The organism is Streptomyces sp. NPDC053079, assembly GCF_044546695.1.
Taxonomy (GTDB): Bacteria; Actinomycetota; Actinomycetes; order Streptomycetales; family Streptomycetaceae; genus Streptomyces.
Window position 1 is genome coordinate 527,461 of the sequence record NZ_JBITZJ010000002.1, and the last position, 13,067, is coordinate 540,527.

Annotated in this window: 11 protein-coding genes; 6 read left to right on the top strand and 5 right to left on the bottom strand. The window is 72.2% G+C overall.

Going from position 1 to position 13,067, the window contains the following annotated elements:
* Window positions 1-73 precede the first annotated feature (73 nt).
* From ACIGXW_RS09685 to ACIGXW_RS09710, 6 genes are all read left to right on the top strand, one after another.
* On the top strand, window positions 74-826 hold the full coding sequence (locus ACIGXW_RS09685) for a GntR family transcriptional regulator (RefSeq protein ID WP_071965240.1): 753 nt from the start codon (window positions 74-76) through the stop codon (window positions 824-826).
* 260 nt (window positions 827-1,086) lie between these two features.
* Window positions 1,087-2,730, top strand: coding sequence for an APC family permease (locus ACIGXW_RS09690; RefSeq protein ID WP_399571687.1), 1,644 nt, complete (start codon window positions 1,087-1,089; stop codon window positions 2,728-2,730).
* A gap of 156 nt (window positions 2,731-2,886) precedes the next feature.
* The gene (locus ACIGXW_RS09695; RefSeq protein ID WP_360906555.1) at window positions 2,887-3,066 is read left to right on the top strand and encodes an SPOR domain-containing protein; all 180 of its coding nucleotides are present in this window, start codon (window positions 2,887-2,889) and stop codon (window positions 3,064-3,066) included.
* Between the two features lie 148 nt (window positions 3,067-3,214).
* Window positions 3,215-3,622, top strand: coding sequence for a (deoxy)nucleoside triphosphate pyrophosphohydrolase (locus tag ACIGXW_RS09700; RefSeq protein ID WP_399572496.1), 408 nt, complete (start codon window positions 3,215-3,217; stop codon window positions 3,620-3,622).
* A gap of 163 nt (window positions 3,623-3,785) precedes the next feature.
* Window positions 3,786-4,205, top strand: coding sequence for an ATP-binding protein (locus ACIGXW_RS09705; RefSeq protein WP_360906557.1), 420 nt, complete (start codon window positions 3,786-3,788; stop codon window positions 4,203-4,205).
* A 131-nt stretch (window positions 4,206-4,336) separates the two neighbouring features.
* Window positions 4,337-6,910, top strand: coding sequence for a SpoIIE family protein phosphatase (locus tag ACIGXW_RS09710; protein WP_399571689.1), 2,574 nt, complete (start codon window positions 4,337-4,339; stop codon window positions 6,908-6,910).
* 29 nt (window positions 6,911-6,939) lie between these two features.
* On the opposite strand, the gene ACIGXW_RS09715 is transcribed toward ACIGXW_RS09710, so the two are convergent.
* The 5 genes from ACIGXW_RS09715 to ACIGXW_RS09735 form a co-directional block, all read right to left on the bottom strand.
* A complete protein-coding gene (locus tag ACIGXW_RS09715) occupies window positions 6,940-8,709 on the bottom strand; it encodes a TPM domain-containing protein (protein ID WP_399571691.1) in 1,770 nt (589 codons plus the stop codon).
* 166 nt (window positions 8,710-8,875) lie between these two features.
* A complete protein-coding gene (locus ACIGXW_RS09720) occupies window positions 8,876-9,643 on the bottom strand; it encodes a succinate dehydrogenase/fumarate reductase iron-sulfur subunit (protein ID WP_071965239.1) in 768 nt (255 codons plus the stop codon).
* Window positions 9,640-11,583 (bottom strand): fumarate reductase/succinate dehydrogenase flavoprotein subunit, encoded by a 1,944-nt coding sequence (locus ACIGXW_RS09725; RefSeq protein WP_399571694.1) that lies wholly within the window; start codon window positions 11,581-11,583, stop codon window positions 9,640-9,642. The genes ACIGXW_RS09720 and ACIGXW_RS09725 overlap by 4 nt, the downstream gene beginning before the upstream one ends.
* A 17-nt stretch (window positions 11,584-11,600) precedes the next feature.
* Complete coding sequence (locus tag ACIGXW_RS09730) at window positions 11,601-12,446, bottom strand: hypothetical protein (protein ID WP_399571696.1); 846 nt, start codon at window positions 12,444-12,446, stop codon at window positions 11,601-11,603.
* Between the two features lie 53 nt (window positions 12,447-12,499).
* The gene (locus ACIGXW_RS09735; protein ID WP_360906567.1) at window positions 12,500-12,805 is read right to left on the bottom strand and encodes a hypothetical protein; all 306 of its coding nucleotides are present in this window, start codon (window positions 12,803-12,805) and stop codon (window positions 12,500-12,502) included.
* Window positions 12,806-13,067 lie beyond the last annotated feature (262 nt).

The window sequence follows — 13,067 nt, forward strand, 5'->3', positions numbered from 1 at the left end:
CTTGGCCTAGAGTTGCGGATCACAACCTACGGTTGCCAAGCTGTTGCGGACTGTCAACCCCTTGGGAGTGGACGTGGCCTTCGGTGACCAGCCCGCATACCTTCGCGTCGCCGGCGATCTCCGCCAGAAAATCGTCGCCGGCGAGCTGCCGCCGCACACCCGGCTCCCCTCCCAGGCGCGCATCCGGGAGCAGTACGGAGTCTCCGACACCGTGGCCCTGGAGGCCCGCAAGGTCCTGATGGCCGAGGGGCTCGTCGAGGGCCGCTCCGGGTCCGGGACGTATGTGCGCGAGCAGCCCGTGCCGCGGGCCCTGGTGCGTACGGGGTACCGGGCGGTGGGGGAGTCCACGCCGTTCCGGCAGGAGCAGGCGGACGACCGGGTGAAGGGCACCTGGGAGTCCCGCAGCGAGCAGGGGCCCGCCGACACCGCCACCGCGCGGCGGCTGCGGATCGCGCCCGGCGACCGGGTGATGCGGACCGACTACCTCTTCCGCTCGGTGGGGGAGCCGTGCATGCTCTCCACCTCCTGGGAGCCCCTCGCCCTCACCGGCCGTACGCCCGTGATGCTGCCGGAGGAAGGGCCGCTGGCCGGGCGGGGGGTGGTCGAGCGGATGGCCGCCATCGACCTGATCGTGGACAACGTCACCGAGGAGGTCAGCGCGCGCCCCGGGCTGGCCGAGGAGACCCTCGCCCTCGGCGGGGTCCCCGGGCATGTCGTGCTGGTGGTCTCGCGGACGTACTGCGCGGGCGGCTGCCCGGTCGAGACCGCCGACGTGGTGATGCTCGCCGAGCGCTATCGCGTCGCTTACCACCTGCCGGTGAAGTAGCCGTGAACCGCGTATGAACTGACGCGGAAGTCAGTTGCACAGGACCCCGGAAACCCTGCCCGCTGGTTCATACCAGCGGGTAGGAACTGTGCACTTTGCCCCATTTCGCCCTGTTGTCAAGAGGGCGACTTGGATGTTGCAAACCTCACATAGTCCCAGGTCAGGGGCTTTTGGCGGAACCAACTCGGCCAAATCGCTCGTACGATGGCGCGGTTTGTGTCCCGCCCGTGAGGGAGTAGAAAGAAAAGGAGATCCGGGGTTTGAGCACCGAACAGGGTTCCCACTCGAATTACCGCCGGACCCTCGGCACGACGGCGCTGACCGCCGTCGGGCTTGGGTCGATCATCGGCTCCGGCTGGCTGTTCGGTGCCGAGCGTGCCGCCGTCCTGGCCGGCCCCGCCGCCATCTTCGCCTGGGTCATCGGCGCGATCGTGGCACTGACCATCGCCCTGACGTACACCGAGCTCGGCTCGATGTTCCCCAAGGCCGGCGGCATGGTCCGCTACGGACAGTTCTCGCACGGCTCGCTGGCCGGCTACATGGCCGCCTGGGCCAACTGGATCGCGATCGTCTCCGTCATTCCCGGTGAGGCGACCGCTTCGATCCAGTACATGAGCTCGTGGAAGTTCGACTGGGCGGGCAAGCTCTTCGACGGCAAGGAGCTCACCGGCACCGGCCTCGCCGCCGCGAGCGTCCTGGTGGTCTTCTACTTCTTCCTGAACTGGTTCGCGATCACCCTGTTCGCCAAGACGAACAACGCGATCACCGTGTTCAAGGTCGTCGTCCCGGCGCTGACCGCGGCCGCGCTGGTCTTCGCGCACTTCGACACCAGCAACGTCGGTTCCGCCCACGGCGGCTTCGCCCCCAACGGCTGGAGCGCCGTCTTCAGCGCCGTCGCCGTCGCGGGCATCGTCTGGGCCTTCAACGGCTTCCAGTCGCCGCTCAACATGGCCGCCGAGGCCCGCAACCCCGGCAAGTCGCTGCCGAAGGCCGTCGTCGGCTCCATCCTGATCGCGCTGGTCATCTACATCGCGCTGCAGGTCGCCTTCCTGATGGCCGTGCCCGCCGCGGACCTCTCCGGCGGCTGGAACACCCTGGCCTACAAGTCCCCGCTCGCGGACCTCTCCATCACCTGGGGCCTGAACTGGCTGGCGCTGCTGCTGTACGCGGACGCCTTCATCTCCCCGTCCGGCACCGGCATGATCTACGCGGCCACCACCTCGCGCATGATCCACGGCGTCCAGGAGAACGGCCACCTGCCGAAGGTCTTCGGCAAGGTCGACCCCAAGACCGGTGTCCCGAAGCCGGCCCTGCTGCTCAACCTGGCGATCTCCTTCGTCTTCCTCGCCGTCTTCCGCGGCTGGGGCTCGATCGCCGAGATCGTCGGTGTCGCCACCGTCATCTCGTACATCACCGGCCCCGTCGCCGTGATGTCGCTGCGCCGCATCGCGCCCGACATGAAGCGCCCGGTCAAACTGAAGGCCATGCCGGTCATCGCCCCCATCGCGATGATCTTCGGCTCGCTGGTCATGTACTGGGCCCGCTGGCCGCTGACGGGCAAGGTCATCTTCATCATGGCCATCGGCCTGCCGATCTGGGCCTGGTACGAGCTGCGCAAGCCGTGGGCCGAGCTCAAGCCGCACCTGCAGGCCGGCGCCTGGATGGTGACCTACCTGCTGGTCATGGCGTTCGTCTCCTGGGCCGGCGGCACCGAGTTCGGCGGCAAGGGCTACCTCGCCCCGGGCTGGGACATCGTCGTGGTTGTCCTGATCGCACTGGCCTTCTACGCGTGGGGCGTGAGCAGCGCGTGGCGCAACCCGACGCTTGTTCAGGTCGAGAAGGAAATGACGGAGGCCCACGCGGCCGACGAGGCCGAGGAAGCGGAGCTCACCCCGGCCAAGTAACCCTCACGGGTGGCCGAATGCGTACCTCTTCGTGAAAACCCATATCCGCTGCGTAAAGTCCGGGCGTACGCTCGGGCATATGCGGACTGCGGTTTCTTCGGAAGTCACCGAAGGGCGTGCGCCGGTGCGCGCGGCGACGGCGGGAGGGCAGGAGCGATGACTGACACCGGACCGGTCCTGCCCTGGCTGGTGATCCGCCAGGACGAGAACGGCAACCGCTACCGCGTCGGGCGCTACGCCACCAGAACGGAGGCCGAGCGCGTGGCCGACCGGCTGGACGCCCACGGCCGCCAGCAGCTCTACATAGTCGAGCGGGTCGGCCGGGCGGTCTCCTAGCCGCTTCCAGGGGAGGCCGGAGCGCACAGGCGCACGGCCTCCCCTGGTTTGCGCCCCCGGGGCGGCGCCTTCCCAGGCCCGGCGCCGTCCCGGGTCCCTCCCCGGCGGGCGCCGGGACGTAGGCTTTCCCCTCATGACGACGGTGCGCATGGTGGTGGGCGGAGCGGTGTTTCACCAGGGGTGGCTGCTGGCCGCGCGGCGCAGCGCCCCGCCCGAGCTGGCCGGCCGCTGGGAGCTGCCGGGCGGCAAGATGGAACCCGGCGAGACACCCCGCGAGGCGCTCGTACGGGAGCTGCGCGAGGAGCTCGGCATCGAGGCCGAGCCGCTGGAGCGCCTCGAGGGCGAGTGGCCGCTGAAGCCCGGCTACGTCCTCCAGGTCTGGACGGCGCGACTGCTGGCGGGCGAGCCCCGCCCCCTCGAGGACCACGACGAGCTGCGCTGGCTCACCCCCGACCGCGTCGACGACGTCGACTGGCTCGACCAGGACCGTCCCGCGGTGGCCCAGGCCGCACGGCTCCTCGCTGAGGCGGACGTCACCCCTCCGGGCCCGCGCTGAGCTGCGCCCCACGCACCTCGCGAACACCCCGCGTACGCCGAATGCGCCCTTCGCGGCGGACAGGCCCCCGGCGGGAAGATAGGTCGACCCCTATACCGGGTATGTGCTGATTATTATCCCCAAAGCCGGACATGCCGGGGTGGGGTCGACAGCCTTCTGGGAAGTGGTCGGCGTGAGTGACAGCGCAGGGACCCTGGCATGGACGCCCGGCTTCGCCGAGTGGAGCTTCCCCGCCGAGGCCGGCGCCGTACGGACCGCGCGCACCCTCGTCCGCGACACCCTGCGCGAGTGGGGCCTGGAGGCCGTCACCGATGTGACGGTCCTGCTCGTCAGCGAGCTCGTCACCAACTCCCTGCGGTACGCCAGCGGGCCCATCGGCGTGCGCATGTACTCCCATGCGGGCCCCACGCTCCTCGTCGAGGTCTCCGACCCGCTGCCCGACCCGCCCCGCGAACGCGTGGCCGACGCCGACGACGAGGGCGGACGCGGACTGCAACTGGTGGCATTGGCCTCCAGACGCTGGGGAACCCGACCGGGCAACACCGGCAAGACGGTGTGGTTCGAGCTGAGCCTGCCCGGTTAGTAACCCGGGGAGGAGACATAGCGGGTTGAGACCGTGCTGTGATCGTGAAGTCCGTGTTCCGAAGGGCCCCTGTGCTGGATACTCGGCCTTCTGATGCCGGTGCGAGCACATGAGCCGGAGGGGACGGGCACGTGAGCGAAAAGCCAGCGGGTACCGCGGGCAGGTCAGAGGGTACGGACGCCACCTCGCTGTGGCAGAACAGTCCGCCCGGCTCTCTCTACGACTACATCCGCGTGGCGTCGTTCTCCCTGGGCTCCGACGGCCGGATCGAGCAGTGGAGCGAACGGGCGAGCGAGTTGTTCGGGATAGCGGCCCGTCATGCCCTCGGCAAGGACCCCGCGGAGGTCTTCGCCGCCGTCGACGCGCGCACCGGGCCCCGCCGCCCCACCGTGCCCTTCCTCGCCGAGGGCGGCCTCGACGGCCGCGCCTGGACCGGCCTCGTCCCCTACCAGCGGGACGGCGGCCAACCCGGCCTCGCCGAGATCTATGTGATGCCCAGTGAGAACAGCGACGGCGACCGCGCCGCGCTCTGCGTCGCCGTCGACGTCCGGGCGCTGCGGGGAATAGAGACGGACATCGCCGCTTCGGAAGCCGTTTTCGGCCAATCTCCGCTCGGCTTCTTCTTCTTCGGTACCGACCTGACCCTGCTGCGCGTCAACGAGAGTTTCGCCCAGACTTTCGGCCGCCCCGCCTCCTGGCACCGCGGCCGCACCCCGCACGACTTCCTGCCCCGCACCGAGGCCGACCGGCTGACCGCCGCCCTGCGCCAAGTCCTCGACACCGGCAAGCAGATGACGGACATCCAGCTCGTCGGCACCGTGCCGGGCCACTCCGAGCGGCGGCGCTGGTCGGTCTCGCTCTACCGGCTGCACAGCGGCAGCGGACGCCCCATCGGCGTCGCCGCCATCGCCACCGACATCACCGGCCGCCGCCGCGCCGAGCGCGAGGCCGCGGGCGTACGGCGCAACCTGGCGCTGCTCAACGAGGCCGGCGCCCGCATCGGCAACTCCCTCGACCTCGAGACCACCGCGCGCGAGCTCCTCGACGTCGCCGTGCCGCAGTTCTGCGACCTGGCCTCCGTCGACCTCTACCAGGGCCTGCTCGTCGGCGACGAGGCGCCGCCGGGCCTGGCCGACGGCAGCGCGGAGCTGCGCCGCGTGGCCTACTCCAGCGCCGTCTCCGGGGCGCCGGTCGACCCCGACGACAAGCCCATCCAGGTCGGCGAGGTGCACCGCTACCCCTTCCACTCCCCGTGCGCCCAGGCGCTGCGCACGGCCCACGTCCAGGTCGTCCCCGGCCGCGAGAACGACGAGGGCGGCTCCGAGCTGGGCGCGGTCGTGCAGTCCACCCTCGCCGTGCCGATGGTGGCGCGCGACACCGTGGTGGGGCTCGCCCAGTTCTCCCGGACCAAGGGCAGCGAGCCCTTCGGGGAGCGGGACACCGCCCTCGCCGTCGAGCTCGCCGCCCGGGCCGCGGTCTGCATCGACAACGCCCGCCTCTACCGGCGCGAGCACGAGCGGGCCCTGATCCTCCAGCGCAGCCTGCTGCCCCCCGGCGACCCGGAGGCCGCCGGCGTCGACATCGCCTGCCGCTACCTGCCCGGCAACGCCGCCACCGAGGTGGGCGGCGACTGGTTCGACGTCATCGAGCTGCCCGGGCACCGCACGGCACTCGTCGTCGGGGACGTCATGGGCCGCGGCCTGCGGGCCGCCGTCGCCATGGGCGAGCTGCGCACGGCCGTCCGTACCCTGGCCATGCTCGACCTCGAGCCCGCCGAGGTGCTCTCCGCCCTCGACGAGATCGCCCACGGCCTGGGCCGGCCCGGCGGCAAGCAGTCCGCCTCGCGCGGCGTGCGCGGCAGCGTCCGCCCGGCCGACCTCTCCGAGGTCTACCTGGCGACCTGCGTCTACGCCGTCTACGACCCCGTCACCCGGCGCTGCACGGTCGCCAACGCCGGCCACCTGCCGCCGGTGCTGGTCGAGGCGGGCGAGCCCGCGATGCTCCTGGAGGTGCCGCCCGGCATGCCGCTGGGCGTCGGCGGCGAGCCCTTCGAGGAGACCGAGGTCGAGCTCCCGGACGGCGCGCTGCTGGCCCTCTACACCGACGGCCTCGTCGAGTCGCGCGACCATCCGCTGGACGAGGGCCTCCAGGCCTTCCGCGACGCCCTCTCCGACCCCGAGAGGCCGCTGGAGGACGTCTGCGACCACGTCCTGAGCGCCCTGGACACCCACCACGGCGAGGACGACATCGCCCTGCTGATGGCCCGCCTGCGGGGCCTGCGGCCCGGCTGTGTCGGCGACTGGACCCTGCCGCCCGAGCCGCGCTCGGTGGCCCGGGCCCGCGAGCTGGCCCGCGACCAGCTGGAGTCCTGGGAGCTGACCGACCTGATCGACACCACCGAGCTGCTGGTCAGCGAGCTGGTCACCAACGCCCTGCGGTACGGCGAGGGCGAGATCCGGCTGCGCCTGCTGCTGGACCGCACCCTGGTCTGCGAGGTCTGGGACGGCGGCCACGTCCAGCCGCGGCGGCGCCGGGCGCGCGACACGGACGAGGGCGGGCGGGGGCTGCAGCTGGTGGGCCTGCTCAGCGCCGCCTGGGGAAGCCGCCGCACGCCGCACGGCAAGACGGTCTGGTTCGAGCTGGGGCTGCCGGAGGAGGGCTCGCCCGCTCCGGACGCGGTGGAGGCGCTGCTGAGCCTGTACTGACCGTGGCCGGGGCGGGGCCCGGCCACGGCTCAGCCCGCCAGCCGCCCCCGGGTGCCCCCGCCGCCGAACGTCGCCGGCAGCAGGCCCGCCAGGATGATGCCGCCCAGCAGGGCCCCGCCCAGGATCCGCGTCGGATGCGGCGTCGTCGGCGCCCCGTAGTCCATGACGTTGGCCTCGGCCACGGCGCGCGCCTCACGCGCGAGCTCGGCGGCCCGCGTCGCCTCCTCGAAGGCCGAGGCCTCCGTGGCCAGCGCCAGGCGCCGCTCCGCCTCGGCGAGCCGGGTGCGGGCGCGGCAGCCGATCGCCCCCCGGTGGGTGGTGATGTAGTCGCGCGCCTCCGCCACCTCCGCCCGCGCGGCGAGGACCGCGCGCCCCGCCAGAGCCGTGGGCCCGGACCCGGCCGGGGTGGTCGTGGTCAGGGCGTGCGCGTGCCGCAGTGCGGCGGCGGTGAGGATGCGGGCCTGGGAGAGGGCCGCCTCGGCGGCGCGCAGGGAGACCGCCGCGTGGTCGGTGTCGCCCGTGGTGAGGGCGGCGTGGGCCTCGACGAGGGCGGTGTCGGCGAAGGCGAGCCGGTCACGGGCCTCGCCGGGATGGGCGACGACCGGGGCCAGGGCGGCGTCGGGCCGGTAGGGGGCGAGCGCGGCGAGCGCCGCCTCGGCGGTGGCCACGCGCGGCTCGATGGTGCGGGCCGTCGCCTCGGCCTGGGCGAGGATCAGCGTGGCGTTGGCCTTGAGATCGCGCAGCCGGTCGAAGGCCTCGGACTCGGCGTCCAGGCGCCGGTTGGCGCTGGTACAGCGCGAGCAGATCTCGTCCAGCAGGTGGCGTCGTATGTCCTTGTCCTCGAAGGGCGCGTCGTCCAGCTGCTGGCGCAGCCGGAAGGCGTCGGCCAGCTCGCCCCGGGCCCAGTCCACGGCCTCCGCGAAGGGCCGGGTGGCCTCCTCGCCCAACTGGGCGGTCGCGAAGACCAGTTCCTCGGCGCTGGTGCGCACGGCGTCGTCCGTGCACACGAGGTTCACCGCCGCCTCCGCGGCCAGGTCGGGCAGCGGGGTCAGCGGCTGGGCCATGCGGGCGAGCCCCGGCTGGGTCGTCGTGGCGACGAGGACCGGGCCCTCGCGCGCCCCGGCCCGGCGCCGCCGTGCCCCGCGGGCGCGCCGGGAGCACACGTACAGCGCGGCCATGCACAGCGCGATGCCCCCGGCGACCGGCAGCCAGACGTCCCGCTGGCCGGGGACGAGGCCGTCGCCGCCGGGATCGACGCTGCCGGGCCGGATGACGGGGGTGCGCACCGCCTCGCCCTGGAGGACGGCCCGGTAGCCGTCAGCGGCGCCGACGGCCGCACCGGCCCAGTCGTGCTGCTTGAGGGCGGGCTCGATGGCCGTGGTGGCGACCTCCTTGAGCTGGCCCTTGCGGAAACCGGACTCCTTGTCGGCGGAGACGGCGTACTGGCGCGAATGCGTGGCGATGGCCAGGAGCACGTCGTGCGGGCCCAGGCCGTTGCGGTCGGCGGTGGCGTCGGCCCAGCCGCGGCCGGGCCTGCCGGAGAAGTCGCGCACGTAGGTGACGTACAGCTGGACATGGTGGGAGGCGTTCAGCCGTTCGAGCGCGGCCTCGACCTGGTGGCGGCGGCGTCCGAGGGCGCCGACGGTGTCGGTGATGCGGCCCGAGGCGTCCAGGTCGAGGGGCGTGTCGGCGCGTGCGGCGGGCGTGGTGGGGAGCAGGAAGGCGCCCAGCGCGAGGAGGGCGCTGACCAAGGCCCAGCTCGGCGCCCTCGGCCCCCACCACCACGAAAGCCGCGTCACGTTTTGGAGCGTATGACCGGATTGGCCGATCCGCTACCGGGAGGGAGCGTTGTTCTACGGAGCGTGTTCACGCCCGTTCCATGACGCCCCGGCCGCCACGCTCACCGGGAACGACGCCCCCGGGGCGCTGCGCTCCCCGGGTTCCGCGCTCCCCGCCGCGCCCCCGCTACGCTCCCCGGCGGCGGATCTTGTTCCCCAGCCAGACCAGCGGGTCGTACGAGCGGTCGACCACCCGCTCCTTCAGCGGGATCAGCGCATTGTCCGTGATCTTGATGTGCTCGGGGCAGACCTCCGTGCAGCACTTGGTGATGTTGCAGTACCCCAGCCCGTGGTCCTCGCGCGCGCCGCGCCTGCGGTCGACGCCCGCCTCGTCGGCCGCGTCGAGCGGGTGCATGTCCAGCTCGGCCACGCGCATCAGGAAGCGCGGCCCGGCGAAGGCCTTCTTGTTCTCCTCGTGGTCGCGGACCACATGGCAGGTGTCCTGGCACAGGAAGCACTCGATGCACTTGCGGAACTCCTGCACCCGGTCCACGTCCTCCTGGTGCATCCGGTACTGCCCGGGGCCCAGCTCGGCGGGCGGGACGAACGCGGGGACCTCGCGCGCCTTGGCGTAGTTGTACGCCACGTCCGTCACCAGGTCCCGCATGACCGGGAAGGCCCGCATCGGGGTGACCGTGATCGTCTCGGCGGGGTCGAAGACCGACATCCGGGTCATGCACATCAGCCGCGGCCGCCCGTTGATCTCGGCGCTGCACGAACCGCACTTGCCGGCCTTGCAGTTCCAGCGGACGGCCAGGTCGGGGGCGGCGGTGGCCTGCAGGCGGTGGATGATGTCGAGGACGACCTCGCCCTCGTTGACGGCCACCTCGTAGTCGACGAGGCCGCCGCCGTCCGCATCGCCCCGCCACACCTTGAAGCGGGCCTGATAACTCATGACGTGAGCTCCTCGTCCGTCAGGTACTTCGTCAGCTCTTCCTTCTCGAAGAGCGCCAGCAGATCGGCCCGGATCGGCGGCGTCTCCAGCCGCTCCAGCCGGACCAGCCCGAGCGCGGAGTCCGTCACGGCGGGCTGCGTGGACTCGTCCGCCAGCCGGCACACCAGGTGCACCCGCCGCCACCGCCGGTCCATCCCCGGGTGGTCGTCGCGCGTGTGCCCGCCCCGGCTCTCCGTGCGCTCCAGGGCCGCCCGCGCCACGCACTCGCTGACCAGCAGCATGTTGCGCAGGTCCAGGGCCAGGTGCCAGCCGGGATTGAACTGCCGGTGCCCCTCCACCCCGGCCCGCCGGGCCCGGGCGCGCAGCCCCGCCAGGCGGTGCAGCGCCTCCTCCATCTCGCCGGCCCGGCGGATGATGCCGACCAGGTCGCCCATGGCCTGCTGCAGCTCCTGGTGCAGGGTGTACGGGTTCTCGGGCGCCGCCCCGTCCCCGCTCGCCTCCCCGCCCTCGGCGCCGAACGGCCGCAGTGCCTCCGCCTCCGCCAGCTCGACGTCCGCGTCCGAGACGGCCGGCGCCGCGCCGGTGGCGAAGCCGGCCGCGTACCGGGCCGCGTACAGCCCGGCGCGCCGGCCGAAGACCAGCAGGTCGGACAGGGAATTGCCGCCGAGCCGGTTGGAGCCGTGCATGCCGCCCGCGACCTCGCCCGCCGCGAAGAGCCCGGGCACCCCGGCCGCGGCGGCGGTGTCCGGGTCGACCTCGATGCCGCCCATCACGTAGTGGCAGGTGGGGCCGACCTCCATCGGCTCGGCCGTGATGTCCACGTCCGCCAGCTCCTTGAACTGGTGGTGCATCGACGGCAGCTTCTGCTTGATCAGCTCGGCCGGCATCCGGGTGGAGACGTCGAGGAAGACCCCGCCGTGCGGCGAGCCCCGGCCTGCCTTGACCTCGGAGTTGATGGCGCGGGCCACCTCGTCGCGGGGGAGCAGCTCGGGCGGGCGCCGGTTGTTGTCCGGGTCGGTGTACCAGCGGTCGCCCTCGGCCTCGGACTCGGCGTACTTCTCCTTGAAGACGTCCGGGACGTAGTCGAACATGAACCGCTTGCCGTCGCTGTTGCGCAGCACCCCGCCGTCGCCGCGCACGGACTCGGTGACCAGGATGCCCTTGACGGACGGCGGCCAGACCATGCCCGTGGGGTGGAACTGCACGAACTCCATGTTCACCAGGCGGGCCCCGGCCAGCAGGGCCAGCGCGTGCCCGTCGCCGGTGTACTCCCAGGAGTTGGAGGTCACCTTGAAGGACTTGCCGATGCCGCCCGTGGCCAGCACCACGGCCGGGGCCTCGATGACGAAGAAGCGCCCCGACTCGCGTTCGTAGCCGAAGACGCCGCTGACACGTCTGCCGTCCTTCAGCACCCGGGTGACGGTGCACTCCTGAAAGACCTTCAGCCGCGACTCGTAGTCGCCGTACTGGCGGTGGTCCTCCTGCTGCAGGGAGACGATCTTCTGCTGGAGCGTGCGGATGAGCTCCAGGCCCGTACGGTCGCCCACGTGCGCCAGGCGCGGGTACTCGTGGCCGCCGAAGTTGCGCTGCGAGATCTTCCCGTCGGAGGTGCGGTCGAAGACCGCGCCCCACGTCTCCAGCTCCCAGACCCGGTCCGGGGCCTCCTGCGCGTGCAGCTCGGCCATCCGCCAGTTGTTGAGGAACTTGCCGCCGCGCATGGTGTCGCGGAAGTGCACCTGCCAGTTGTCGTTGTGGTTGACGTTGCCCATGGAGGCGGCGATGCCGCCCTCCGCCATGACCGTATGGGCCTTGCCGAACAGCGACTTGCAGATGACCGCGCAGCGCAGCCCCTGCTCGCGCGCCTCGATGGCGGCGCGCAGCCCGGCGCCTCCGGCGCCCACCACGACCACGTCCCAGGACTGCCGGTCCACCCGTGTCATCGAAAAGGGTCCCTCTCCTAGAAGAAGCGCGGATCGTCGAAGGCGCCGCTGGCGACCAGGTACACGTAGAAGTCGGCGACCGCCACGCTCACCAGCGATGCCCAGGCCAGCTGCATGTGGCGGGCGTTGAGCACGCTCACCCAGCCCCACATGCGGTAGCGGACCGGGTGCTTGGAGAAGTTGCGCAGCCGTCCGCCCACGATGTGCCGGCAGGAGTGGCAGGAGAGGGTGTACGCCCAGATCAGCGCGATGTTGGCGAGCAGGACGAGCGTGCCCAGGCCCATGTGTCCCCAGGCGCCGTCCTCGTCGCGGAAGCCCAGGGCGGCGTCGTAGGTGAGGATGCCCGCGACCAGCACCGCGAAGTAGAAGAAGTAGCGGTGGACGTTCTGCAGCACCAGCGGGAAGCGGCTCTCGCCGGTGTACTTGGCGTGCGGCTCGGGCACCGCGCAGGCCGGGGGAGAGGCCCAGAAGCCCCGGTAGTAGGCCTTGCGGTAGTAGTAGCAGGTGAGCCGGAAGCCCAGCGGGAAGATCAGCACCAGCAGTGCGGGCGAGAGCCCCCACCACGAGCCGACGATCTCCCAGTCCGCGCCGCCCGGCATCTCCGCGCAGTTCTCCGCCAGACAGGGCGAGTAGAACGGCGAGACGTAGGGGGCGGCGTAGTAGTCGTCACCGGCGAACGCGCGCCAGGTGGAGTAGACGATGAACGCCAGCAGTCCGGCGGCCGTGGCGGCGGGCTGCAGCCACCAGCGGTCGGCCCGCAGATGGCGGGCCGGGATCGCGGCGCGCGTGGCGTGGTGGACGCCGCGCGCGGCGGGATCCCCCGCGTCGGCGGCGGATACGTCGGGTTCGGTACCAGTGGCCAAGGGGGACTCCGGTCAGGAGTGGGACGGTAGGTCTCGCCGCTGCGCGGGGGCGGTCAGGGCGCGCGGCGGTCCCGGCAGCCGAGCCCCTCGTCGTCCACGTCCTGCCACAGCGAGGCGTCGTAGGGGGCGTCGGGGACCGGCACCATCTGCTGCAGGCCGGGCCGGCCGGCGTGCGGGCGCTCCGCGGGCGGGCCGCCGTCGTGGAGCAGGGCGACGCTCTCGCGCAGATGACCCGCGTCCGTGCGGATGCGCCGCACGTCCAGCACGCCCTTGCCCAGGTGTTTCTCCAGGCGCCCGATCGCGCGGTCGAGGTCGTCGAGGCACCGCTGAACAGCAGTCAGTTCGTCTTTGACGGACATGATGTGGCCTTCCGCGTCGGGGGTTGCGGGTGGCGCCCGGTCATGCGACTGAGAGTGTCGCGCGTCACACCCCTCGAGGGGAAGATAGCCGCCGCGATCGCGCCTTCGCGGGAGCGCATTCGCCGCGGCCCCCTTTGGGTGTGCCCGCGTTCGGCCAGGTGGGTGGCGTGCGTTAAACCGGCGACGTGTCGGCGCCCGTTCGCCTGAGGCGTCGCTTTCAGTTGACGCCGTCTGTGCACGACGCCGGACCGGCCCCTGCGGA

Coding starts and splice junctions, on each gene's coding strand:
- ACIGXW_RS09700 (WP_399572496.1), top strand. CDS start 3,215: ATGGTGGTGGGCGGAGCGGTGTTTCACCAGGGGTGGCTGCTGGCCGCG.
- ACIGXW_RS09735 (WP_360906567.1), bottom strand. CDS start 12,805: ATGTCCGTCAAAGACGAACTGACTGCTGTTCAGCGGTGCCTCGACGAC.
- ACIGXW_RS09725 (WP_399571694.1), bottom strand. CDS start 11,583: ATGACACGGGTGGACCGGCAGTCCTGGGACGTGGTCGTGGTGGGCGCC.
- ACIGXW_RS09720 (WP_071965239.1), bottom strand. CDS start 9,643: ATGAGTTATCAGGCCCGCTTCAAGGTGTGGCGGGGCGATGCGGACGGC.
- ACIGXW_RS09695 (WP_360906555.1), top strand. CDS start 2,887: ATGACTGACACCGGACCGGTCCTGCCCTGGCTGGTGATCCGCCAGGAC.